At 40.5% G+C, this 24,861-nt stretch carries 20 protein-coding genes; all 20 read right to left on the bottom strand.

Annotation, left to right across the window (positions count from 1 at the left end):
- Positions 1-89: 89 nt before the first annotated feature.
- Complete coding sequence (gene trmFO, locus C9J36_RS03845) at positions 90-1,403, bottom strand: FADH(2)-oxidizing methylenetetrahydrofolate--tRNA-(uracil(54)-C(5))-methyltransferase TrmFO (RefSeq protein ID WP_107942283.1); 1,314 nt, start codon at positions 1,401-1,403, stop codon at positions 90-92.
- A gap of 16 nt (positions 1,404-1,419) precedes the next feature.
- Positions 1,420-3,504: a type I DNA topoisomerase gene (gene topA / locus C9J36_RS03840; protein ID WP_107942282.1), complete on the bottom strand. Its 2,085-nt coding sequence runs from the start codon at positions 3,502-3,504 to the stop codon at positions 1,420-1,422.
- A gap of 273 nt (positions 3,505-3,777) precedes the next feature.
- The gene (gene dprA / locus C9J36_RS03835) at positions 3,778-4,671 is read right to left on the bottom strand and encodes a DNA-processing protein DprA (protein ID WP_066169988.1); all 894 of its coding nucleotides are present in this window, start codon (positions 4,669-4,671) and stop codon (positions 3,778-3,780) included.
- A gap of 478 nt (positions 4,672-5,149) precedes the next feature.
- Positions 5,150-6,052: a succinate--CoA ligase subunit alpha gene (gene sucD / locus C9J36_RS03830; RefSeq protein ID WP_066169986.1), complete on the bottom strand. Its 903-nt coding sequence runs from the start codon at positions 6,050-6,052 to the stop codon at positions 5,150-5,152.
- An 18-nt stretch (positions 6,053-6,070) separates the two neighbouring features.
- Positions 6,071-7,231, bottom strand: a complete 1,161-nt coding sequence (sucC, locus tag C9J36_RS03825) for an ADP-forming succinate--CoA ligase subunit beta (protein WP_066169983.1) — start codon at positions 7,229-7,231, stop codon at positions 6,071-6,073.
- 170 nt (positions 7,232-7,401) lie between these two features.
- Positions 7,402-7,695 carry an EscU/YscU/HrcU family type III secretion system export apparatus switch protein gene (locus tag C9J36_RS03820; RefSeq protein ID WP_066169980.1) on the bottom strand — a complete coding sequence of 98 codons (294 nt, stop codon included), beginning with the start codon at positions 7,693-7,695 and terminating at the stop codon, positions 7,402-7,404.
- Entirely contained in the window at positions 7,692-9,578 is a 1,887-nt protein-coding gene (locus C9J36_RS03815) for a hypothetical protein (protein WP_107942281.1), read from the bottom strand. Before C9J36_RS03815 ends, C9J36_RS03820 begins: the two co-directional genes overlap by 4 nt.
- 4 nt (positions 9,579-9,582) lie before the next feature.
- The gene (gene rnhB / locus C9J36_RS03810; RefSeq protein WP_107942280.1) at positions 9,583-10,338 is read right to left on the bottom strand and encodes a ribonuclease HII; all 756 of its coding nucleotides are present in this window, start codon (positions 10,336-10,338) and stop codon (positions 9,583-9,585) included.
- A 146-nt stretch (positions 10,339-10,484) separates the two neighbouring features.
- Complete coding sequence (locus C9J36_RS17475) at positions 10,485-13,535, bottom strand: S-layer homology domain-containing protein (RefSeq protein WP_235616004.1); 3,051 nt, start codon at positions 13,533-13,535, stop codon at positions 10,485-10,487.
- Between the two features lie 123 nt (positions 13,536-13,658).
- Positions 13,659-14,537: a ribosome biogenesis GTPase YlqF gene (gene ylqF / locus C9J36_RS03795; protein WP_107942279.1), complete on the bottom strand. Its 879-nt coding sequence runs from the start codon at positions 14,535-14,537 to the stop codon at positions 13,659-13,661.
- Positions 14,538-14,900: 363 nt separating this feature from the next.
- On the bottom strand, positions 14,901-15,464 hold the full coding sequence (gene lepB, locus C9J36_RS03790; RefSeq protein WP_107942278.1) for a signal peptidase I: 564 nt from the start codon (positions 15,462-15,464) through the stop codon (positions 14,901-14,903).
- A 124-nt stretch (positions 15,465-15,588) separates the two neighbouring features.
- Positions 15,589-15,933, bottom strand: coding sequence for a 50S ribosomal protein L19 (gene rplS / locus C9J36_RS03785; protein ID WP_066169967.1), 345 nt, complete (start codon positions 15,931-15,933; stop codon positions 15,589-15,591).
- Between the two features lie 175 nt (positions 15,934-16,108).
- Positions 16,109-16,837 carry a tRNA (guanosine(37)-N1)-methyltransferase TrmD gene (gene trmD / locus C9J36_RS03780; protein ID WP_107943073.1) on the bottom strand — a complete coding sequence of 243 codons (729 nt, stop codon included), beginning with the start codon at positions 16,835-16,837 and terminating at the stop codon, positions 16,109-16,111.
- Positions 16,837-17,352 carry a ribosome maturation factor RimM gene (gene rimM, locus C9J36_RS03775; protein ID WP_107942277.1) on the bottom strand — a complete coding sequence of 172 codons (516 nt, stop codon included), beginning with the start codon at positions 17,350-17,352 and terminating at the stop codon, positions 16,837-16,839. Before rimM ends, trmD begins: the two co-directional genes overlap by 1 nt.
- Before the next feature lie 114 nt (positions 17,353-17,466).
- The gene (locus tag C9J36_RS03770) at positions 17,467-17,703 is read right to left on the bottom strand and encodes a KH domain-containing protein (RefSeq protein ID WP_066169962.1); all 237 of its coding nucleotides are present in this window, start codon (positions 17,701-17,703) and stop codon (positions 17,467-17,469) included.
- A gap of 16 nt (positions 17,704-17,719) precedes the next feature.
- Complete coding sequence (gene rpsP / locus C9J36_RS03765; protein ID WP_066169959.1) at positions 17,720-17,992, bottom strand: 30S ribosomal protein S16; 273 nt, start codon at positions 17,990-17,992, stop codon at positions 17,720-17,722.
- 93 nt (positions 17,993-18,085) lie between these two features.
- Entirely contained in the window at positions 18,086-19,444 is a 1,359-nt protein-coding gene (ffh, locus tag C9J36_RS03760) for a signal recognition particle protein (protein ID WP_066169956.1), read from the bottom strand.
- Positions 19,445-19,457: 13 nt separating this feature from the next.
- Positions 19,458-19,790, bottom strand: coding sequence for a putative DNA-binding protein (locus C9J36_RS03755; RefSeq protein WP_066170312.1), 333 nt, complete (start codon positions 19,788-19,790; stop codon positions 19,458-19,460).
- 284 nt (positions 19,791-20,074) lie between these two features.
- Positions 20,075-21,286, bottom strand: a complete 1,212-nt coding sequence (gene ftsY / locus C9J36_RS03750; protein WP_066169950.1) for a signal recognition particle-docking protein FtsY — start codon at positions 21,284-21,286, stop codon at positions 20,075-20,077.
- A gap of 2 nt (positions 21,287-21,288) precedes the next feature.
- The gene (gene smc, locus C9J36_RS03745) at positions 21,289-24,861 is read right to left on the bottom strand and encodes a chromosome segregation protein SMC (protein WP_107942276.1); all 3,573 of its coding nucleotides are present in this window, start codon (positions 24,859-24,861) and stop codon (positions 21,289-21,291) included.

The raw sequence follows: 24,861 nt of genomic DNA, 5'->3' as shown, positions 1-24,861 counted from the left end.
ATGTGCATGAATTTTAAAAAATCAATACATTTTGTCAATTGCATAGATAAAGCCCTTCAAATTATACAATTCAAAGGGCTTTTTCACAATTAGATTGTTTTCGAGTTCGCAAAATTACGAATTGTTTCCAATGCGCGATTGGCATGACGCTCTGCACGCTCCGCCTTTGCTTTAATGCGTTCACCTAAATCTGGGAACAAGCCAAAATTAACATTCATCGGCTGGAAGTTTTTTGAATCAGCTTCCGTAATATAGCGTGCCATTGAACCAAGCGCTGTTTCCTCAGGGAAGTATAATAGCTCCTCCCCCTTTGCTAAACGTGCCGCATTAATACCTGCAATTAAACCGCTACCTGCTGATTCAACATAGCCTTCTACTCCAGTCATTTGACCTGCAAAGAAAATATTTGGCTGCGCCTTTAATTGATATGTTTTCGTCAACACTTTTGGAGAGTTGATAAATGTGTTGCGGTGCATCACACCATAACGTACAATTTCAACATTTTCCAAGCCAGGAATGAGCTGTAGCACTTCCTTTTGCGGACCCCATTTCAAATGTGTTTGGAAGCCAACAATATTGTATAAAGTACCTGCTGCATCATCTTGGCGTAATTGAACAACAGCATATGGGCGCTTACCTGTTTTCGGATCTTCTAGACCGACTGGTTTCATCGGACCAAAGAGCATCGTCTTCTCACCGCGCGCTGCCATTACCTCGATAGGCATACAGCCTTCGAAATAGATTTCTTTTTCAAATTCCTTTAACGGTACAACTTCCGCTTCAATCAACGCTTGACGGAAACGCTCAAATTCTTCCTTTGTCATCGGGCAATTTAAGTATGCCGCCTCGCCTTTATCATAACGCGATTTCAAATATACTTTATCCATATCAATTGAATCTTTTTCGATAATTGGTGCTGCCGCATCATAAAAATATAAATAATCCTCGCCTGTTAAAGCTTGAATCTTTTCCGCTAATGCTGGTGATGTCAATGGCCCTGTCGCAATAATTGTAATACCTTCAGGAATTTCTGTTACTTCCTCTTGAATCACTTCTACTAGAGGATGATTTTTAACAGCATCTGTTACATAGCCAGCAAACTCATGACGGTCTACTGCAAGTGCACCGCCAGCTGGTACAGAGCAGCCATCCGCCGCTTTCATAATAACTGAATCAAGTATACGCATTTCCTCTTTAATAACGCCTACCGCATTTGTTAAAGTATTCGCACGTAAAGAGTTGGAGCATACAAGCTCTGCAAATTTATCGGTATGGTGAGCAGGTGTTTGCTTCACTGGACGCATTTCGTAAAGGCGTACTTTCACACCGCGCTTTGCTATTTGCCATGCTGCTTCACTACCAGCTAAGCCCGCACCAATAACGTTTACAATTTTTTCTGACATATTACTTACCAACTTTCTATTGTGATGGTGTTTCCTCATAATCACAATCTGTATTCGTACACTGAATTTGTACACCTTTTTTCAGTTTCTTTTCAACTAATAAGGAGCTGCATTTTGGACATGGTCGATTAATTGGCTTATCCCACGAAACGAATTCACATTCAGGATAACGATTGCAACCGTAAAATAATCGCTTCGTTTTGCTTTTACGCTCGACAATCTCGCCTTCCTGGCATGTAGGGCATTTCACACCAATTGGCTTCATAATTGCCTTTGTATTACGGCAATCTGGAAAGTTTGAGCAAGCCATAAATTTGCCATAGCGTCCAAGCTTGTATACCATCGGGGCTCCACATTTATCGCAATCTTCTCCTGCTGGCTCATCCTTAATTTCGATTTTTTCCATTGCTTCATCAGCATGCTTTACACTTTTTTCGAAATCTTTATAGAACGCATCAATTACCTGTACCCAGTTCGTATTCCCTTCCTCTACACCGTCAAGATCCTGCTCCATTTTTGCCGTAAATTCAATATTGATAATTTCCGGGAAAAATTCAAGTACAAGCTGGTGAACGATTTCTCCAAGCTCAGTAGGTACAAAACGCTTCGCGTCAAGCTGTACATAGCCACGCTTTTGGATTGTATCTAACGTAGGCGCATATGTGGAAGGTCGTCCTATGCCTAATTCCTCTAAAGTTTTAACTAAGCGAGCCTCAGAGTAGCGAGGTGGTGGCTGTGTAAAATGCTGTTTCGGTTCAATTTCTAAAGCCTTTACTTCATCGCCCACTTCCATCTCTGGCAGAAGCTTTGTTGTTTCTTCTGTTTGGTCATCTGTACCTTCTATATAAAGCTTCATAAAGCCTGGGAATTTCACGTGCGAGCCATTCGCTCGGAATTTCACATCACCGTTTAATAAATCAACGGAAACGGTATCTAAAATAGCAGGGGCCATTTGACTAGCGATAAAACGCTCCCAAATCAAGCGATATAAACGTAGCTGGTCACGGCTTAAGACAGCTTTTAAATCATCTGGCGTGCGCATCGTACTCGTCGGACGTATCGCCTCATGCGCATCCTGTGCATTCGATTGCTTTTTCGCCTGTTTCGATCCCGTTGCAATATATTCTTTACCGTATTTCGTGTCGATATATTGCACTGCCTCCGTCTTTGCAGTTTCTGAAATACGCGTCGAATCTGTACGCATATACGTAATTAGACCGACTGTACCCTCTTTTTTACCAATGTCAATACCCTCATATAGTTGCTGTGCTAGCATCATCGTTTTCTTTGCACGGAAATTCAGCTTACGCGCTGCTTCTTGTTGTAATGAAGAGGTTGTAAAAGCAGGTGCGGCATTGCGTCTGCGCTCCTTTTTAATCACATCTGTGACTGTGAAGTGCTCACCCTTTATATTTTTCAATATTTCCTTCACTTGCTCTTCGTTTGTAAGCTTAATTTTCTCCGCTCCAGTCCCATAATAAAGCGCATCAAATTGCTTTTTACTTTTTTCAAACATACCCTCGATTGTCCAATATTCCTCTGGAACAAAATGAGTGATTTCATGTTCTCTGTCGATAATTAAACGTAATGCAACAGACTGTACACGCCCAGCAGATAAGCCTTTTTTCACTTTCTTCCACAAAATAGGGCTAATATTATAGCCAACAAGACGGTCTAAAATACGTCGTGCCTGTTGTGCATCCACTAAGTCCATATCAATAGGGCGCGGGTTTTTAAAGGATTCCAAAATAGCATCCTTTGTAATTTCATTGAAAACGACGCGGCAATCCGATTCGATATCGATATTTAAAGCTGTTGCTAAATGCCAAGCAATCGCTTCTCCTTCGCGGTCGGGGTCAGATGCGAGATAAATTTTCTTCACTTTTTTTGCTGCCGTTTTTAATTCTTGTAAAACAGGTCCTTTACCACGAATGGTAATGTACTTAGGTGTGTAGTTATTATCCGTATCAATTCCTGTTTGACTACGCGGTAAATCGCGTACATGTCCTATAGAAGCTTTTACTTTATATTTTTTTCCTAAGTATCGTTCAATTGTTTTTGCCTTTGCAGGCGATTCCACTATTACTAAATAATCTGCCATTCATTTCTTTCCCCCTTAGAGAGGTTACTCATTTTATATTTAATACGCCATGGCGTCTCCATTACCTTTTTATTGGCGTCAAATTTATTATAGCTTTGCTGAAATAAAGCTCTCGTTTACTGCATCTATTTGAAGGAGCAGACTTTTCTAGCCCAATCGAGCAGCCTGAAACTCCATGTAACCGAAGCTTAATTGATTGCACAAAATTTTGTGAACTACAAAGCATACCTGTTGCAAAATGTATAACAGATTGAGAGAGATTGCAACTTTTTTTCAATATTTCATTTGAAACATTTGTAACTCTTCAACAATTTGCTGTCCATTCCATACTGGAATTGCACCTTCTTTTAATAAATTATTCGTTCCTTTTGATTGCTCTGAATGAATGGGTCCTGGTACAACGAAAACATCTTTGCCATGCTCCAACGCATGGTCTGTTGTAATAAGAGTGCCACTTTTCATCGCTGCCTCAGTTACTACTAAAGCACAGCTCAAGCCACTAATTATTCGATTACGCATCGGGAAATGCCATTTCTTTGGTCCCATATACGGTGGGTATTCTGTCAATAATAGATGCTCGCTCACTATTTTAGCCGCAAGATTTTTATTTTCCTTTGGATATAGATGGGCAAAACCATGTCCTACGACAGCGATTGTACTACCACCTAATTCAATTGTCATCTGATGTGCTAATGTATCTGCCCCTTTTGCAAGTCCACTCACTATTACATATTGCTCAGCAATTAAAGGTGGCAATATCGATTGTAGAGCAATTGACGAATAATTTGTCGAATTGCGTGATCCAATACAAGCAATTTTTTGACGCTGCAATAAATCAATATGCCCTTGTACATAGATGACTGTAGGAGCATCGCTAAGCTGTAACAGACTTTTCGGATAATCCTCACTCGTAAAAGGTATTGCATGCATATTATGCTGCTCATAATACACTTTAAAGGGTGTATTTGCAGCTTTATTATAATTTACTTTTAATGTTTGAGCTGTTTGTAGTTGGATTTGAAGTATTTGTGCAAGCTCTTTTGCCGAAATGAATTGCAATTCGTGCAATGTCTGTATTGCACATAATAGGCGCTGAAGTTTATTTAATGGCAGGGGATAAACATAATGCAACGCTAATAATTGCTGTATTTCTTTTTGATTTAGCATGTCATCGCTCCTTCAAGCAGTGAAGTACTATGACCGCATAGCAATGTTTAGGGACGTTTCGTCTGAGTTTTATCAAAATTAATCACAGTAGGCAACCTGTTATAAAAGATAAACACTGAATCTAACAGATTTTTGAATTTATAACCAATTTTTCACTGCATTAAAGAATGAGTTAGATTTTGCAAACAGCCCCTAAAATATAGCGTATGGGGATACAGCTATATTAAGAAAAGTGTAGCTTAAATCTACAAGAAAAGCCATAAAATTGAGTACTTATCTCCTTTACAAACTACATTCCTTTTAGCAATTACACCTTGGCGTAATTGCGTCGGGATTTTAAATTGTACTTGCACATCTGTACCTGTCGCTACGCTTTCGGTATAAAAAAACATTGCTGAATGGTTGGATTTTTAATAAAACACAAACAAAGCGTCCGAAAAGCGTGCTAAGCACTGTTTTTTCGGACGCCCCTATTCAATTAGTGTGTTTTACACTTCTCGTATAGACCTTTTTCTTTAATTACACGAATTAATGTTTCACCGATAACAGATGGTGTATCTGCTACTTCAATACCCGCTGCATTCATTGCTTTAATTTTTTCTGCAGCTGTACCTTTACCACCTGAGATAATCGCACCAGCATGTCCCATACGTTTACCTGGAGGTGCTGTTTGACCACCGATAAAGCCTACAACTGGCTTTGTCATGTTTGCTTTTACCCACTCAGCCGCTTCTTCCTCAGCCGTACCACCGATTTCCCCAATCATTACAACTGCATATGTCTCTGGGTCATCATTGAACGCTGATAATACGTCGATAAAGTTTGTCCCATTTACAGGGTCGCCACCGATACCAACAGCTGTTGTTTGACCGATACCTGCTTGTGACAATTGGTGTACAGCTTCATATGTTAATGTACCTGAGCGTGATACAACGCCAACATGTCCTTTTGTATGAATGTAGCCAGGCATAATTCCGATTTTACATTCATCAGATGTAATAACACCTGGGCAGTTTGGCCCTATTAGGCGTGTCTTTTTGCCTTCCATATAGCGCTTTACATTTACCATATCAAGAACAGGGATGTGCTCTGTAATACAAATTGCCATATCTAAGTCAGCGTCAACTGCTTCCATAATAGCATCTGCCGCAAATGGTGCTGGTACGTATATAACAGATACGTTCGCTCCAGTAGCTTTAACCGCTTCTTCAACAGTGTTGAAAACTGGAACTCCTTCTACTTCTAAGCCGCCTTTACCCGGTGTTACACCAGCTACGATTTTTGTACCGTATTCAAGCATTTGCTTCGTATGGAAAAGTGCAGTTTCACCCGTAATCCCTTGTACGATTACTTTCGTGTCTTTATTAATATAAACACTCATTAATTCTCCCTACCTTCCTTAGCCTACAAGTCCTACGATTTTTTGTGCGCCATCAGCCATAGAGTCTGCAGCGACAATATTTAAACCAGATTCATTTAATAATTTTTTACCAAGCTCTACGTTTGTACCTTCTAAACGCACTACTAATGGAATTGTTAACCCTACTTGTTTCGTCGCTTCAATAACACCCTCTGCGATAACGTCACACTTCATAATACCACCGAAAATGTTAACGAAAATTCCTTTTACATTCTCGTCAGATAGGATAATTTTAAACGCTTCTGTTACTTTTTCTGCTGTAGCGCCGCCCCCTACATCTAGGAAGTTTGCTGGTTGACCGCCGTAATAGCTAATCGTATCCATTGTCGCCATCGCTAAACCAGCACCGTTCACCATACAGCCGATGTTACCATCTAATGAAATATAGCTTAAGTCATATTTAGAGGCTTCGATTTCTTTTGGATCTTCCTCATCAAAATCGCGTAATTCAACGATATCTTTATGTCGATATAATGCGTTTGCATCGAAGTTGAATTTCGCATCAAGTGCTACAACTTCATCATCACCTGTTACAACTAACGGGTTGATTTCAACGATTGATGCATCTTTTTCTACAAATGCTTGATATAAACCTAGCATTAATTTAACCGCTTTATTCACTAATTTCGTTGGAATATTCATGTTGAATGCCATACGACGTGCTTGGAATCCTTGTAAGCCTACAACTGGATCAATAATTTCTTTGAAGATTTTTTCAGGTGTATTTTCTGCCACCTCTTCAATATCCATACCGCCTTCTTCAGAACCCATTAAAGTTACGCGAGAAGTAGCACGGTCAAGCACTAAGCCTAAGTAATATTCCTTGCGAATATCTGATCCTTCTTCAATGTAAAGTCGTTTTACTTCTTTACCTTCTGGACCTGTTTGGTGTGTTACTAATATTTTACCAAGTAGTTCTTTCGAGTAAGTACGCACTTCTTCAAGATTTTTTGCGATTTTTACACCGCCAGCCTTACCGCGACCACCTGCGTGAATTTGTGCTTTAACAACTGTTACGTTAGCGCCTAGCTCTTTTGCTACTTTCACAGCTTCATCTGGAGAAAACGCTACTTTCCCTTTCGGCACAGCAACGCCATACTTTCTCAAGATTTCCTTCCCTTGATACTCATGGATATTCATAATCCATCCTCCTATCAGACAATTTGGATATTATTTTAATTACCATCATCTATTCTATACAAACATTCTGACAATGTCTATAATTGTCTTTAATGCGGAATTTTCAATCAATTATACTGTATTATTCTCGAAATATTATTTGTATTTGTTATAAGACAGCAAAAATGCTACTAACTGCGTCGTTTTAACTCATTATGCTCACGGTCCAGATGATAAATAAAGGCGAATACTTCTGCCACAGCCTGATATAATTGCTCTGGTATCGTTTCGTTTAAATCAAGCTGCCCTAATAATTCGACAAGATTCGGGTCCTCATGAATTGGCACATTATGCAACGAGGCTTGCTCTAAAATATTTTCTGCAATTTTCCCTTTCCCTTTTGCGACAACCTTAGGGCCAGCACTTTCTGATGGGTTATAAGTTAGAGCAATTGCTTCTTTTCTAACATATTTCCTTTCACTCATACGCGAATATCCACCCCACTACGCTCCTCAACTTGCTCTTTTATAGCTTGTCTAGCTTGCTCTTGTAGCGCGCTTTCAAACTGCTTTATAAATACACCAGACAATTGATAGTCCTTGCTAGCCAAGCCTTCTTTCAAGGATTTTTTTAGTGGTTCTGCTAATGGCGTTAACCCCAAGTTATCATTAAAAAGCGTCACCGTGACGATGCGATTTTGTACCTGCATATCGATTACCGTTTCTTGCAATGATTCCATATGCAAATAAAAGAGAACACGTGCGTAATTAGCATCAATTTTACCATCCTCTTTCATACGACCGTTCCACTGCAATGTTGCATCCATTCGCTTTCCAAAAAACTCTAGGGGTACTTGCATAACAAGCTGATGCTGATGTCCATTTTCACCCGATAATAACTGCATACCGTTCATGCGTGTCATCACCATTTCTGCTGCATCGCGCAATGCGGGTGGCGTTGTCATATCCTGAATAAGCGCTAATAGCTGCGGCTTTAACTGTCCTGCAATAGCCTGCATATCCGTTGCCTTATTTTGCAGTGCTGCCTCATAACTTATACCTAGCCCCTTTAAAACTGTTTTCATCGCCTGTTCCATCGCCTTGCTATCAATAGCTGATTGAAGCTGGGCATCAGCTTGTGTAAGCTGTGACTGAATCACAGGCTGCGACATATTTTTTGCCTCCTGTACAATATTGCGCAGCAACAACTCTTGACTATGCGCTGTGAGCTCGGGCTTTATCATCGAAAGTATTTGCTCCTTCGTTGATAAGCCTTGCTCATTATTCGTAAAAAGCTGCGCTGTCGTATTATTCGCATAAGCTTTGAGTAGCTCTGTTTGCAGTTGCTGAGCAAAGGTTGTTAGTGCTTGCTGGCTTTGTGGTAGCTGTGAAAAGCGCGTAACAAGCTGCTGTAAATGCTCTTTTTGCGCTGTCGTTAGTAGGCTGTCCCCTGCGATAAAAGCACGTACCTGCTCCGCAATTGCAGCACTTTGCTCAGGTTTTACTTGTACAATTTGCGTTAATAACTGCCCTGCGCTATTTAAGGGGGCTTGCCCTTGTGCCTGTTGTCCTTGCCAATTAGCAAGAGTCGCATTTTGCGGTACAATGCTCGCTTGCTTGAGTAGCTGTAAAAACTGCAATCGCTCACTAATATTTGCTGTTGTATCGCTTAGTAATTGCACTGCACGCGCTAGCATTGTACCGCCTAGTTCGACATCAAAGGGCTTAGCAATTGCCTGCAACTGCTGTATAACAGATGTTTTTAATTGTTCATTGCCTGCTGTTGAAATCGACAATTGCTGTAATAAATTTTGTAATGCTGTCGACATACCGTCTGTTTTTGCTCCTTGCACTAATGCCTGAAAAACTTGATTTGTAAAGGGCATTTTCAATTCAACCATGCGTTGCATCGCCAAAAGAGCATCCTGCTTCGACACACCTTCCGGCAAGCTTTTCATCCATTGCTCGGCCTGTATAAGCTGTTCCTTTGAAATCGGAATTTGCTGCTTCATAAAATAGCTTAGCACTTGCTGCATATCCGCTGTTTTTGGTAAATTCATTGTTTCTAACAACTGTGCCATTTGTTGTGTTGGTGTTAAAGTGGAGGACATCGGATTCGATACGACTTTTAGCTCCGTTTGTGTCCCACTCGTATTTGTCACCTGAAAGAAGTGCGCGTCACCAACTTTCAATGGCACTTCTAATTTCGCTATTAATTTATTATTACCCACCTGTATTTCTGCCATTTGGTCAGGATAAAGTTGTTTAATTGTACCGTGAAATATTTGTCCTTGCTTTAATGTGAGCGGCTGATTCGTTGCTGTTATTTGCGCTTGTTGCGCAATTGGATTAAATGATGTAGATGTCATACAATCACCCTTTCATCATAGATTTTATCGGCTCAAAGCTTACACGATGGTGAATGGTAGGTCCATATTTGGCAAGCGCCTCTAGATGCTGCTTCGTTCCATAGCCTGCATGCTGCTCGAATCCATATTGTGGGAATTCCTTTGCCAGCTCCTCCATATAATCATCACGCGCTGTTTTAGCTAATATAGAAGCAGCTGCAATCGCTAAGCTTTTTGCATCCCCTTTAATAATAGACTGTTGTGGTACAGTAATTGGCAATGTCATCGCATCCGCTATTACAAAATTTGGCTTCATTTTTAACGCTAATACACTGCTCGCCATCGATTGCTTCGTTGCCTCATAAATATTTAGTGTATCAATCATTTGGGCACTTTGAAAATGGGTGCTGTAGCTAAGCGCATGTTCCTTCACTAATACACTCATACGTGCTCTCGCTTCTTTCGTTAATTGTTTTGAGTCATTTAAACCGAGTAAAGCCTGACAATTTTCAGGTAAAATAACGGCTGCCGTAACAACTGGACCAGCAAGTGGCCCACGTCCTGCCTCGTCTACACCTGCAACGAGGTGTCCAAACTGCGCATCAAAGGCAATCTTTGCATCATGTGTTTGCTGTAGTAGCTGCTGCTTATCCATGCGCTTTAAAAATTGCTGCCATGCTTTTTGCACACCTGCCCGCTCATCATATTGGATTGCCTTCATCCACGGCTCTTGCTTTGTGGCTGCTTTCAAAGCAACTGTAATTTCCGTAATCGTCTGCATATTTCATAACCTCGTCTCTACTACGTATATCGGCTTATTTTTCTTATTATAAAACAAAATCAATTACACTGCGGCAAACTTGCACAATTAAAATAAAGGGCTTGTGAGGAAATGCTACACCTCACAAGCCCTTTTCTTTTTCAAAACTACTCTTCTTGAAACTGGGTAATCCGATATAAAAGTGCGGCAAATTGGGCACGTGTTACAGGCTCGCCCGGTCGGAAATTCCCATTATCGCCAAATGCGATGCCTTCACGTTCTAACACTGCAATATAGCCTGCACTCCAATGCTGGCTGTCCACATCCGCAAATGAGCTTGTGCCCTCTGGAGTTAAACCTAGCACACCAGCGAGCACCTTCGCTAGCTGTGCACGTGTCATTTTTTCTGCTGGCAAAAATTCACCATTTTTCCCATCTATAATGCCTGCCTGTTGTAAGACAGTAATTTCTTTATAGTAGGGATGGGTTGGTGACACATCTGAAAAATGAATGGCTGTTCGCACTTTTTCAAATGCAAATGCCCTTGTTAGTAATGCCGTTACATGCATACGACTAATTGCCTCATTCGGACGGAAAGTACCGTCTTCATAGCCTTGAATAATGCCAAGTGCTACTAACTCATGCACAATTTCATTTGCCCAATGGCTTTCCATATCGCTAAATACCATGCTAGGTAGTGGCGACTCTTGCGCTGTTTCAGATTCCTCTTGCGGCAATTTTATCCACTTCGCATAAAGCTCGATATTTTCTCGAGCAAGCGTCTCCTCTTCCCATCGTTTTGTTAATGCTTTATCTTGATACCAGCCATCAAAACGATAGCCCTCCCTTGTTGGTACAGGTAAATCGCTTATCTTTGTATTATAAGTAATTTCAATTGGTTCAAGTATTATTCCATCATTCGTGTGCAAAATGATTTTTACCGTTGATGGAGGTGAATAGCTGCCTCGGATTGGCGGTACATCCATCGATTTAACCTGTATTTTTGCTATATTGCTAATTATTGCTGCTGTTTTAGTACCTGTTGCATTATTATCTGTATTTGTCACAATACAGTAATAATAGACTTCTTCTTCCACATTTGTTGGTGCTAAATATGTTGCATTTGTAGCACCGTTTATTAATGTGCCATTGTTCGTGTCATTTGTTGTACTGCTATACCATTGATAACTCAAGGAGACGCCTCCACTTGCCACTACACTCAATATAGCAGCCTCTCCTCTATTCACTATTTGATTTGCTGGCTGCGTAATAATGCTAGGTGTTGTCGCATTTGTTAAAGCATTTACTTGCACCTTTGCTACATCACTAGTCGTTGTTGTTATTTGATTGCCTGTTGCACTGCTGTCCGTGTTCGTTACAACGCTGTAGTAATAGGTAATTCCCTCTGTATTTGTTGGTGCTAAATAACTTGCATTTATTGCTCCGTTTATTGGCATCCCTTTATTTGCAACATTTGTTGCGCTACTATACCATTGGTAGCTGAGTGATGCACCTCCACTTGCTATTACACTTAATATAGCAGGCTCTCCTATATTTACAGTTTGATTTGCTGGTTGCAGCATAACGCTTAGTTTTTCTGCATGAGTTAAGGCATTTACTTGCACCTTTACTACATCACTAATCTCCGTTGCTGTCTTTTGACCAGTCGCATTGTTATCTGTATTCGTCACAATGCAGTAGTAATAGGTTGTTCCCTCTATACTTGTCGGTGCTTCATAGCGGGGATTTGTTGCTCCATCTATTAGCACACCATCGTTCGGGTCATTTGTTGTAGCGCTATACCATTGATAACTCAATGTTCCGCTACCATTTGTCGTTGCATCTACATGAAGCAATGGAGGGGCACTTCCCTCTAGAACTATTGCTCCACTTGGTTGCTTAGTAATCATTGGTGGGGCTACGTTTATTTTGGCTATAACCTCCATCTTAGCCGGATTACTCACTGCTGTTTTACCGCCGTTTCGATTTGCTACAACAGCGTAATAATAGGTAGTACCCTCCACTCCTGTTGGTACAATATAAGTTGGACTTGTTGCGCCATCTATAATTGCACCAGTTGTGTTATTATTTATTGAGTTACTATACCATTGATAGTTCAATGGCCCACCATCGCTAACAGTCGCTCCTACATTTATTGTCGGATTTGCATCATCTACTGTAACTGTTGCCCCTACAGGATGTAAATCAATAACTGGTGTAGCTAAATTGTTAGTAGAAAACGAGATAAGATGTTGAACTTTCCCAGGGTTTGTATAGCTTTCACTAAGCAGCCCTCCGCCTCTATCTTCAGATAATATAAAGCTAATTTGGTAATTATTAGTTGGTCTAATCTGTGAATTAATTATCTCAATATTTTTCCAAATTTGTTGCATTGTATTTATATTATTAAAAAGCTTCTTAGTTTGACCGACAGTTCTTGTAATAAATATATCTTCTTCTAGCACTTCTTCTGTAATAAATACCTCCATACTAAAATCCCCTGAAATTTTTGATAGAAAGGAAGTATCCAATAATATTTTTCCATTCTCAACCTTCACAGTGGTATTTGTAATTTCTGCAAATTCCTGCTCCCCACCGTCAATGATTAATTGTATCCAGTCTACAGTGAGCGCCCAACCCGTATTAACATTGCCTGTGGCTTTATAATAATGATGGATTGTTAGCCCAGCATAATTATCCCCCTGCGCAATTCGGCTCCATTCATTCGCCTCAAAGGGCAGAACTGTGGTACTCCATTTATTATTTTCACCAACAAGTGTGCCAAGATACGATTGACTAGGTATTTCCCTTTTGTAAATGTCTGTGAGGGGAATCCATGGAAATGGTGTATAATTTGGACCAAGTACTATATCAGATGGATTACTTGAAAAATAAACTCGATTCCACTCACCAGTACTAGTTATTTGCGGCCTATATTCATCTACATCATAGGCGCGAATAAGTAGGTGAGCGTTTTTTTGCGGTAAATTTGTAACATTTTCAATTTTAACTTCAATTGGATATTTTGAATCAACATTTGAATTAGCATTTTTTAATTCAATATCTAAATCACCATCTGCCACACTATCAGCATTTCCCCCTCCCCAATTATCTGTGTCAGTAAAGTAAGTTGAACCAGTTGCATTTGCTGGGGGGGTTATTCCTAGCAGCGTGCCTATTACTAAAATGCCAACTATAAAAAAGAATTTTTTTCGCATTCTTGACTATCCTCTCTATATTTCATTTTTATATAAATCCAATATATACAACCAAGGTTAAAATTAGGTTAAAAAATAAAAATAGACGGCTATCGAAAAAAGTCACTTCGATAGCCGTCTATTTTATTGTTCTATAAATGCATCTTTCTCTAATTGCTCATCCACAAAATCAAATGTTAACTTCCCTAAATGCTGGCTGCGAATGTCGCGCACAATTAGCTCAGCTACTTGGTCGTAATCAATTTCGCCACCTTGTCCGAATACACGGCGCAGTTTTCCGATGTGGTCGAATGTTTCGACTAAGTCCTCATGTACAAAGGTTAGCCCATAGCGTTCCTCCATACGTGTAGGATAGTGTAATGCTAAAAAGCGCAGGCCGTATACTGCTAAGTCTTCCATATTGGTAATCGTATCTTTAATGGCTCCTGTTAATGCTAGCTTATAACCAATTTCTTGATCCTCAAATTTCGGCCATAAAATGCCGGGGGTATCAAGCAGCTCTAGCTCTTTCGCTACTTTAATCCATTGCTGTGCCTTTGTAACACCCGGTGTATTACCGGTTTTGGCAATATTCTTCTTAGCTAAGCGATTGATGAGTGTTGATTTCCCTACGTTTGGAATGCCGACAATCATCGCACGAATAGCACGTGGCTTCATACCCTTCGCCTTCATGCGCGCCCATTTATCCGCTAAAATAGCTTGGGCAGCCTTTGTTACAGATTGTAGCCCTTTCCCTTCAAGCGAATTAATCGCCACTGCCTTATAGCCATGCTCTTCAAAGTATTGCAGCCATTTGCGCGTTTCAGTTTCATCTGCCATATCCTGCTTATTTAAAATTAATAGGCGTGGCTTTTGATGAATGACTTGGTCAATCATCGGATTGCGCGACGATAGCGGGAGCCTTGCATCGACTAGCTCAAACACGATATCGACAAGCTTTAAATTTTCAGACACCTCGCGGCGAGCCTTCGCCATATGCCCTGGAAACCATTGAATTGTCACAATAAATCCTCCTACCTTAAAAGGGGCTATCCAACAAATGTAACTCATCTTTTATACAGCTTATAAAATGAAACTTCAATCAGTGGGTGTTTTCCTCATCCCCACTAAATGTTAGTTGAATCAATCGGGCTTTTACGGGCAGTTGAGCTCCCTCTTATCCTTAAGCCGGTTTTCACTTAAGTCTTGAGGTAGATGTCTTACTGCTCTTTAATGCAGGATAAATCCAACAAATTGTTACATTCAGCGTTTACAACCTTTTAAAACAAATTACCTACTTTTCTATGTGATGATTATTTTAATCAAACACAACTGAAACGTCCAAAAAGCGTGCGAGACACTGCTTTTTGGACGCCCTATGCCCTATTATTTCACTATCTTTATATCGCTTACAGGCCAAAAAATAATGCTTGTATTACCGATAATTTCCTTTTGATTGACAATCCCAATATGACGACTATCTTTACTAAAACGACGGTTATCACCCATCACGAATACATGACCATCTGGAATGACATCTAAATTTGGGTCAATATCTTGCAACTTAAAATTCCCTGTCAAATTACCTTCCACAATTTCGGCTTTATATTGATCTAAATATGGCTCGTCGATCGGTTCACCATTTATATATAGCTGATCATCCTTGTATTCAACATGATCGCCCGGCAGTCCAATCACACGTTTTATATAGTCCTTTTGCTCTGGTGCATGAAATACAACGATATCAAAACGATCAGGGCTACCGATTTTATAGCCTATTTTATTCACAATCATTCGATCGCCATTTTCAAGGGTTGGCATCATCGAATCTCCATCTACAACGATTGGTGTGAATAAAAAATAGCGAATAATAGCTGCAACAGCAAATGCGATGAGCAGCGCTTTTGCCCATTCAAAGAGCTCATTTTTTTCTTTTTTTGTTTGTTCCAAGCGAATATCCCCCTCGTTCTTCCATACTCATTGTATACGAAATTGTAATGACAAGCAAAAAAATCTACCGCTTGACGAAAAGAAAGAGAGCTTGTCGTAACAAGCCCCCTTCTTTAAATAAATATTAGCGACGTTCTTTAATACGAGCTGCTTTACCACGTAATTCACGTAAGTAGTAAAGTTTCGCACGACGTACTTTACCACGACGAGCAACTTCTAATTTAGCAATTTTTGGTGTGTGTACTGGGAAAGTACGCTCAACACCTACACCGTAAGAAATTTTACGAACAGTGAAAGTTTCGCTAATTCCGCCACCACGACGTTTAATTACTACGCCTTCAAATAATTGGATACGCTCACGTGTACCCTCGACAACTTTTACGTGTACCTTAACTGTGTCACCAGGACGGAATGAAGGTAAATCTGAACGAAGTTGTTCTTTTGTGATTTCTGCAATAATGTTTGTCATTGTTTTCTCTCCTTGGACAGATGCTCATGCACGCTCATTTTTGGCCACAGCGGAACACCGTAATTCAGTGCTTACTTAAAAGCACAGATTGAATATTATCATAAATTATTTCTACTTGCAAGCATTTTTACTTTACTGCATATGAATAAATAGATTCAATGTGTGAAGATTCGTTTTACAATTCACTTTTTAATTTTTCTAGTATTTTTCGCTGCTTGTCTGTTAATTCTAATGTTTCTAGTAAATCGGGACGGCGTAACAATGTTCGCTTTAAAGACTGTTCTTCACGCCACTCTTCAATTTTCCCGTGATTTCCAGATGTTAATACTTCCGGTACTGTCATGCCTCTAAAATCGGCTGGACGCGTATAATGTGGGTGCTCTAGCAAGCCTGTTGAAAATGAATCTAATATATGAGAATCCGCCTTTCCTAAAACACCTGGTAATAATCGGACTACTGCATCAATGACAGTCATGGCAGGAAGTTCGCCACCTGTTAAAACAAAGTCGCCGATAGATATTTCATCCGTTACTAAAAATTCGCGTATACGCTCATCATAGCCTTCGTAATGACCACATAAAAAGACAAGTTCCTCTTCCTGTGCTAGCTCCTCTGCCTTCTTTTGTGTGAAGCGTTCACCTTGTGGACACATTAAAATAACACGCGGCTTGCGCCCGGCTGTAATTTCCTCAACCGCTTGGAACATTGGCTCAGGCTTCAGCACCATACCTGCGCCACCACCATATGGATAGTCGTCCACCTGCTTATGACGATTATCGCTAAAATCACGGATATCGGAGACAGCAAGTGTAACAGCATCTTTTTCCTGCGCTTTTTTCAAAATAGATGTATTAAACACGCCCTCAAACATTCCTGGAAACAGGCTCAGCACATGAATCTTCATCATAATAAACCTTCCATCACATGGATAATAATTTTTTTATTATCAATATCAATTTCTTTTACAACATCCTCAATATAGGGAATGTAATGCATTTTTTTAGGGCCCTTCACTTCCCATACGTCGTTTGCGCCTGTTTCTAAAATATTTGTAATAACGCCGATACGCTCGCCATCTTCAGAAAATACTTCGCAATCTTTAATTTCAAAGTAGTAATATTCATTTTCTTCAAGCTCATCATCTTCAAGCTGATCCATCGTCACTTTTAATAAGCCTTCTTTAAATGGCTCAACTAAATTAATATTGTTCATGCCCTCAAATGTTAATAAAATAAAGTTTTTATGGCGGCGAACACTTTCCACTGTCACCCAAATCGGACGCTTCTCATCCTTTTTAAACACCGCTAGTTTGCTGCCAACAGCAAAGCGCGTATCCTCAAAATCCGTCGTGGAAATAACACGAACTTCCCCGCGGATACCATGTGTATTAACGATGCGTCCTACATTAAACCATTCCATGTTTGTACACCTCTTATATAGTCTATCTTCGCTCATTATATAACAAAAAAGAGGAGGGAACTAGTGCGCTCCCTCCTCCTTTTTTATGTAGGCTAGCCAAATGCTTGGTCAGCCTTAATCATCCAATATATCGACGTAAGTCTTTTTCTTACGGTGACTGCCCGCCGCTGAATAAACAATTGTTCGAATCGCCTTTGCGACACGTCCTTGTTTGCCTATGACTTTTCCTCGATCCTCTGGATGAACAAAAAGCTTATAAACAATTCGATTGGTATTTTCATCCGTCTCAATACGGACTTCTTCTGGGTAATCGACTAACGGTTTAACGATTGTTTCAATCAGTTGCTGCATATCATGTCACCTCAGATTATTTACTGAATTTTTGGTTATGGAATTTTTCCATAATGCCTTGCTCTGAGAACAAGTTACGAACAGTGTCAGATGGTTTTGCACCATCAGCTAACCATTTAAGAGCTTTCTCTTCATCGATAGCTACAGTAGCTGGAACTGTAAGTGGGTTGTAAGTACCTACTGTTTCAATTTGACGACCGTCACGTGGTGAACGAGCATCTGCAACTACGATACGATAGAAAGGAGATTTTTTAGCTCCCATACGTTTTAAGCGAATTTTAACTGCCATTTTAATAGCACCTCCGAATAAGTTTCACACAAGATAGTATATTATCAATGTTTGTGTTGTTTGTAAAGTGTTTTTTCTTAACACCTAAAAATTTTATTTGAACAATGAGTCTAAACCAGGTAATTTCATCTTTTTCTTTCCTTTTCCAGATGCCATCCCCGTCATTTGCTTCATCATTTTTTTCATATCCTCAAATTGTTTCAATAAGCGATTCACTTCTTGAATTGACGTACCTGACCCTTGTGCAATACGCTTTTTGCGACTTGAATTAATAATTTCAGGATTTGTTTTTTCAGCCGGTGTCATCGAGTAAATGATTGCTTCAATGCGCCCCATTTGCTTTTCATCGACTTGTACATTGTCCATTCCTTTTACTTTATTCATGCCAGGAATCATTTTTAATAATTCATCAAGTGGACCCATTTTTTTCAGTGCCTGTATTTGTTCGATGAAATCGTCGAATGTAAAGCTTTGCGTTAAAAACTTTTCTTCTAGCTCCTTCGCTTTTTCCATATCGACATTTGCCTGTGCTTTTTCAATTAATGATAGCACATCACCCATCCCTAAAATACGGCTTGCCATACGCTCTGGATGGAATGATTCAAGCGCGTCCATCTTTTCACCCATACCGACAAATTTAATCGGTTTCTCTGTTACAGCACGAATCGATAACGCTGCACCACCTCGTGTGTCACCATCAAGCTTTGTTAACACAACGCCGGTAATACCTACAGCTTCATTAAAGCTCTCTGCAACATTCACAGCATCCTGCCCTGTCATCGCATCTACAACTAAAAAGACTTCGTCTGGCTCTTTTAATGCACGAATATCCTTTAACTCCTGCATTAGCTCCTCATCGATATGCAAACGTCCTGCTGTATCGATAATAACAACATCTAAATGTTCTTCTTTCGCATGAGCCAATGCTTGTCGCGCAATTTCCACAGGTGAAACATCCGTCCCTAATGAAAAGACAGGTAATGCTAGCTGTTTCCCTAATGTTTGAAGCTGTTGCACGGCTGCCGGACGATAAACGTCAGCTGCTACTAAAAGCGGCTTACGATTATACTTTTTACGCAAAACATTTGCAAGCTTACCAGTTGTCGTCGTTTTACCAGCACCTTGCAAGCCAACCATCATAATGACAGTCGGTGGTCTTGAATTAAATTTGATTGGGCTTTGCTCGCCCCCCATCAGCTCTGTTAATTCATCCTGTACGATTTTAATAACTTGCTGGCCTGGTGTTAAGCTTTTCATTACTTCCGAACCGACAGCACGCTCACTTACTTTTTTTACGAATTCTTTTACAACCTTCAAGTTTACGTCCGCTTCAATTAATGCCATTCGGACTTCGCGCATCATTTCTTTTACGTCTTGCTCCGTTACTTTCCCTTTACCTGTAATCTTTTGAATCGTTCCTTGGAGCCGTTCTGCTAATCCTTCAAACGCCATTCGCCGTTGCCCCCTAATCCACTTCTTTCAGTTGTTCAATCAGTGTTAATTGTTCTTCAAGCGTCGTCCCCTGCTGTAGCGCCTTTGTCAGTTGTTCAAGTACTTTTTGACGCTCTTGAAACTTCTCCAACAACTGTAGTTTATCCTCATATTCTTCAAGCATCGCTTCAGTGCGACGTATATTATCATAAACTGCTTGACGAGACACTTCATACGACTCTGCAATTTCGCCTAAGGAGTGATCGTCTAAATAATACAGTTCCATATAACTGCGCTGTTTATCTGTCAATAATGCTTGATAAAAGTCGAAGAGAAAATTCATGCGTGTTGTTTTTTCCAGTAGCATTTTACTCTCTCCATTCATAATTTCTCTCTTGTATCATATGATGTTTCTCAATGTCCGTCAAGGAAAATCCCTTTATATCGCATACTTCAAGCGGGTTTATTAGCTGGCACTCGTGCATTCCGATTTTATTCCATGTTTTCGGAGATTTATTCCATGTTTTTTCGGTTTTATTCTACGTTTTCAGCAGTTTATTCCATGTTTCTCTCATTTTCAATGAGTGTTCTCTCTATCTATTAATGAGCAAATATTTTACCAAAACACCATCCGCTAGCGTCCGACTCTGCTTACTCTTCAATTTGCTCTAGTTCTTTCTCCAAGCCTTCTGCAAATAGCCCATATACATAGCGCTCTGCATCGAAAGGTTGGAGGTCATCCATTTTTTCACCCAAGCCTACATATTTCACAGGGATATGTAGCTTGTTGCGAATCGCTAAGACAATACCGCCCTTTGCTGTACCATCTAGCTTTGTTAAGACGATACCTGTTACATTTGTAACATCCTTAAACATTTGTGCCTGTACAAGCGCGTTTTGACCTGTTGTTGCATCTAATGCTAGCAATACTTCATGTGGTGCATTTGGAATTTCACGTGAAATAACACGGTGTACTTTTTCTAGCTCATTCATTAAGTTTACTTTATTTTGCAAACGCCCCGCTGTATCGCAAATTAAAACGTCCGCATGACGGTTTTTGGCTGCGCGAATCGCATCATACATCACGGCTGCTGGGTCTGAGCCCTCCGCTTGTTTAATCACTTCACAGCCTACGCGGTCGCCCCATACTTGTAACTGGTCAATCGCCCCGGCACGGAACGTATCGCCCGCTGCAAGCATCACCGTTTTTCCTTCTGACTTTAATCGGTGTGCAAGCTTACCAATTGTCGTCGTTTTTCCGACACCGTTTACACCGACAAATAAAATAACTGTTAGCTCACCTTTTGGCTGCATCTGAATCGTCGTTAAATTCTCTTCACCCGCTTCATAAATTTCTACAAGCTTCTCAGAAATTACCGCTTGAATGCCCGCTGTATCTTTAATGTTTTTACGCTGTACTTCAAAGCGTAGCTTATCCATCAATTCCATCACTGTTTCAAAGCCAACATCTGCCTGTAACAGCACATCCTCTAATTCCTCGAAGAAGTCCTCGTCTACTTTACGGTAGCGTGCTACCAAATCATTTACTTTTGAAGTAAAGGAATTACGTGTTTTTTCAAGGCCTGCTTTAAATTTTTGTGTAATTGACCATGCTGATGGTTTTTCCTCTTCGACAGGCTGTTCTTCTGCGTCCTCCACAATCGCCAGTGGCTGTTCCACGATTATTTCAGGCTCCACAGCTGTTTGTTCTACCGTTTCCATTACTTCAGATGGTTGTTCATTTTCTATAACCTCGGCAACAGCCTGCTCTTCGCTTTGCTCTTCTAGCTGCTGTCGTTCCTTTAGCTGTTCTTCCTCAGCGCCGCCTATTAATTTTTCCTTTAATCGTTTAAAAAAACTCATCTTTATGTCCCGCTCCTTTGTTCTACTAATTCAACCTCTTCTAGCTTCACCGATACAAGTTTCGAAACACCCGATTCCTGCATCGTAATACCGTACAATACGTCTGCACCTTCCATTGTGCCTTTTCGGTGGGTAATCACGATAAATTGCGTTTGCTCGCTAAATTTTTTTAAATATTGACTATAGCGCATCACGTTCGATTCATCAAGAGCTGCCTCCACTTCATCTAAAATACAAAACGGCACAGGGCGCGTTTTTAAAATGGCGAATAGTAGAGCAATTGCTGTGAGTGCACGTTCTCCCCCAGATAAAAGGCTTAAAGTTTGCAATTTTTTCCCTGGTGGCTGTGCAACAATATCAATACCTGTTTCAAGTATATTATTTTCATCAAATAATATTAAGTCTGCTTGCCCGCCACCGAATAATTCGCGGAAAACAATTTTAAATTGCGCACGAATCGCTGTAAATGTGCTCGCGAAGCGCATCTTCATTTCTTCATCCATTTCCTTAATCGCTTCCTGCAATGTTTCTTGTGCTTCCACTAAGTCATTGCGTTGCTCTGTTAAAAATGAATGGCGCTCCTGCACTCGCTCATACTCCTCAATAGCCGCTATATTCACCGGTCCGAGCTCCTCGATTGACAGCTTTAATAAACGCACTGTTCGACGCATCTGCTCAATATCATCAATTGCTATCGCAGCCTCTTGTGCCTCTTCATAGCTTAACTCGTATTGCTCCTCTAATTGCTGTTCTAGTGTTTCTAACTCGTATTGTGTACGGTTGCGTTTTAATTCCAATGTGCGCAACGCATCAACAAAGCCTTTATGAATTCTTGATAGTTCTTGTAAGCTTTGCTCAAGGTTTGTCGATTGCTGTTGATAAGCAGTCCTTGCCTCACGCTCTGTTTGAATAACATTTGTTAAGTCTTGTTTCTTCACAGTCCAATCAATGACTGCCTGTTCAATTTCCTCTATTGTTGGGCCAGCTCCCTCTTCGGATTGTAGCCATTTTATTTCTTGGGAAATATTTTCGAATTGTTGCTGTATTTTCGAACGCTTTAACGCAATGTCAGCTGCTGTTGCTTGCAATTGGGTTAGCTGTTCGACAGCTACTGCTAGCTCTGAACGTTTTTCTGCTGATTGCTCCCGCAAAGCGTCCTTTTGTGTATCACTATAAACCTTCGCCTCTGTCAACTGCTCTACCTGCTCATTAATCTTTGCAAGTTCTATTGTAATTTGCTGCAAGCGCTCCTGTGCTTGACGCTGTTGTTGAGCTAGCTGCTCTTTACGTGTTGCTGCTGAACTGTGCTCCGAGGAAGACAAGGCAACTGTTTGTTGTAAATTTTTCTCTTGTACTTCGAGCTCTACAATTTTTGTTTTATGTTGCTGCAAAGCACTTTGCAAGCTGTTTTGAGTTAGCTTAATAGCATCTGCCTGCTCAGCTAATGTCGTCACTTGCGCTTTCAATTTAGCAACCGTTCGCTCTGCTGTTGCAATATTTTTTTCAAGCTCTGAAAGCTTTTCGACAAGTGTATCGAGTTCTAACTTACGAGAAAATACAGATGATTGCTGCTTCATTGCTCCACCTGTTAACGAGCCACCTGCATTGACGATGTCGCCCTCTAAAGTAACTACTCGGTATTTATAATTGCATAGTCGCGCAATTTGACTAGCACCTTGTAAATGCTTTGCTACAATAACGTTACCTAGTAAGTTTTGGATAATTATTTGGTTCGAAATGTTATATTGCACTAATTCATCTGCAAAGGAAATAAATGCTGGGTGCTCCGCCACTTGTGGCAATTGCTCGGCATAAATTTTACGTGACCTCATAACAGTTTTTGGTAAAAACGTTGCTCGCCCAGCTCTGCGCTGCTTGAGCCAGCTAATCGCTTGCTGTGCGTGCTGCTCGTTTTCTGTCACGATATGCTGAGATGCTGCCCCTAATGCCGTTTCAATTGCGGCAGTGTATTGCCCTTCAATTTGAAGTAATTCAGCAACTGCACCGACAATGCCAGTTAGCTGCCCACGCTCACGTGCCAATAAAATTTCTTTAACTCCCTGGAAGAAGCCCGAGAAATCAGCTTCTAGCTCCGCTAACGTTTCCTTGCGTGCCTTTAATTGCTGATGGTGCTGGTACGCTTTGTAAAGCAATGCTTGCTTCTCATCAAGCTGATTCGTCGCTGAGCTGATTTCCATTTCTAGCGCTTCGAGCTGTGTCATTTGCCCATTATATTTAGCATCTAATTGTGTTAATTGCTCAATTTCGTTCTGCTTCAATGCCTGCACTTGCTGAAGCTCTTTTTCAGCTTCCTCTGAACGCCCTGTCATGCGTAAGGCCGTTTCTTGATGCTGTGTTAATTGCTGCTCAAGATGCTTTAATTCATTTTTAGTCGTTGCCTCTTCATTTAACAAATCAATATAATGATTTTTCGCCTGCTCAATATCCGCCTCTATTTCTGCTACAGATTTCGTTAATGATTGCTCTAGCTGTTTAATGGCTTGTTTGAGCTGTTGAACCTGCTTTTGCTTTAAATTGAATTGCTCTTTATTAGCTGATTCCTGCTGTATGAGCTGTTGCTCTTCCTCATTAGTCTGTACCAAAGATAATTGCAATTGCTGTAAGTGCTTCTCCGCATTTTGGCGTTTTTCGTTGACAAGTGCCTTACGCCCTTCCCAGCGTTCTACTTCCGTACTTGCCTCAATCAATTGCTCCTGCGACTGGTCAAGCGCCTCATCAATTAGCTTTAATTGCGTGCGTATATCTCGCAATTGCTTATTTTTTTCTGCCATTTCACCTGCATGCTGCTGCTCGGTTTGTGCTAATTTTGTATATTCAATATCTGCTACCTGCAATGAACGGTAGCATTCCGTTAAATCATGAGCAATCAGCGCGATATCTGCATCCTTTAATTCTGCGGTCATGCGCAAATAATCCTTAGCAGCCGAGGCTTGCATTTGCAACGGCTCTAAGCGACTATTTAGCTCATGTAAAATATCTAATACTCTGTGTAAGTTTTCATCTGTTTCAACGAGTTTAAATTCTGCCTTTTTTTTGCGTAGCTTGTACTTTAATACACCTGCCGCTTCTTCGAAAATGAGGCGACGGTCCTCTGGTCGACTATTTAAAATTTCGTCTACTCGTCCTTGCGAAATAATAGAAAATGCTTCTTTTCCTAGCCCAGAGTCCATAAACAAGTCCGTAATATCCTTCAGGCGACATTGCTGGTTATTAAGCAAATATTCACTCTCACCTGAACGATACACACGTCTCGTTACACTTATTTCTGTATACGGTACAGCAATTCGCTCGTCTTGATTGTCCAAAACTAATGTTACTTCCGCAAAATTCAATGGTTTTCTTGAATCACTTCCCGAGAAAATGACATCCTCCATTTTTGCGCCGCGCAGCGACTTTGCAGATTGCTCACCTAGCACCCAGCGAATAGCATCTGTCACATTACTTTTGCCGCTTCCATTTGGACCAACGACAGCCGTTACACCTGGTACAAAATCAACGCCTATACGCTCAGCAAAAGATTTAAAACCAATTACTTCAAGTCGCTTCAGAAACAC

The sequence above is a fragment of the Metasolibacillus fluoroglycofenilyticus genome (genome assembly GCF_003049645.1).
Classification (GTDB): domain Bacteria; phylum Bacillota; class Bacilli; order Bacillales_A; family Planococcaceae; genus Metasolibacillus; species Metasolibacillus fluoroglycofenilyticus.
This window is presented reverse-complemented; position numbering and strand designations above follow the sequence as displayed.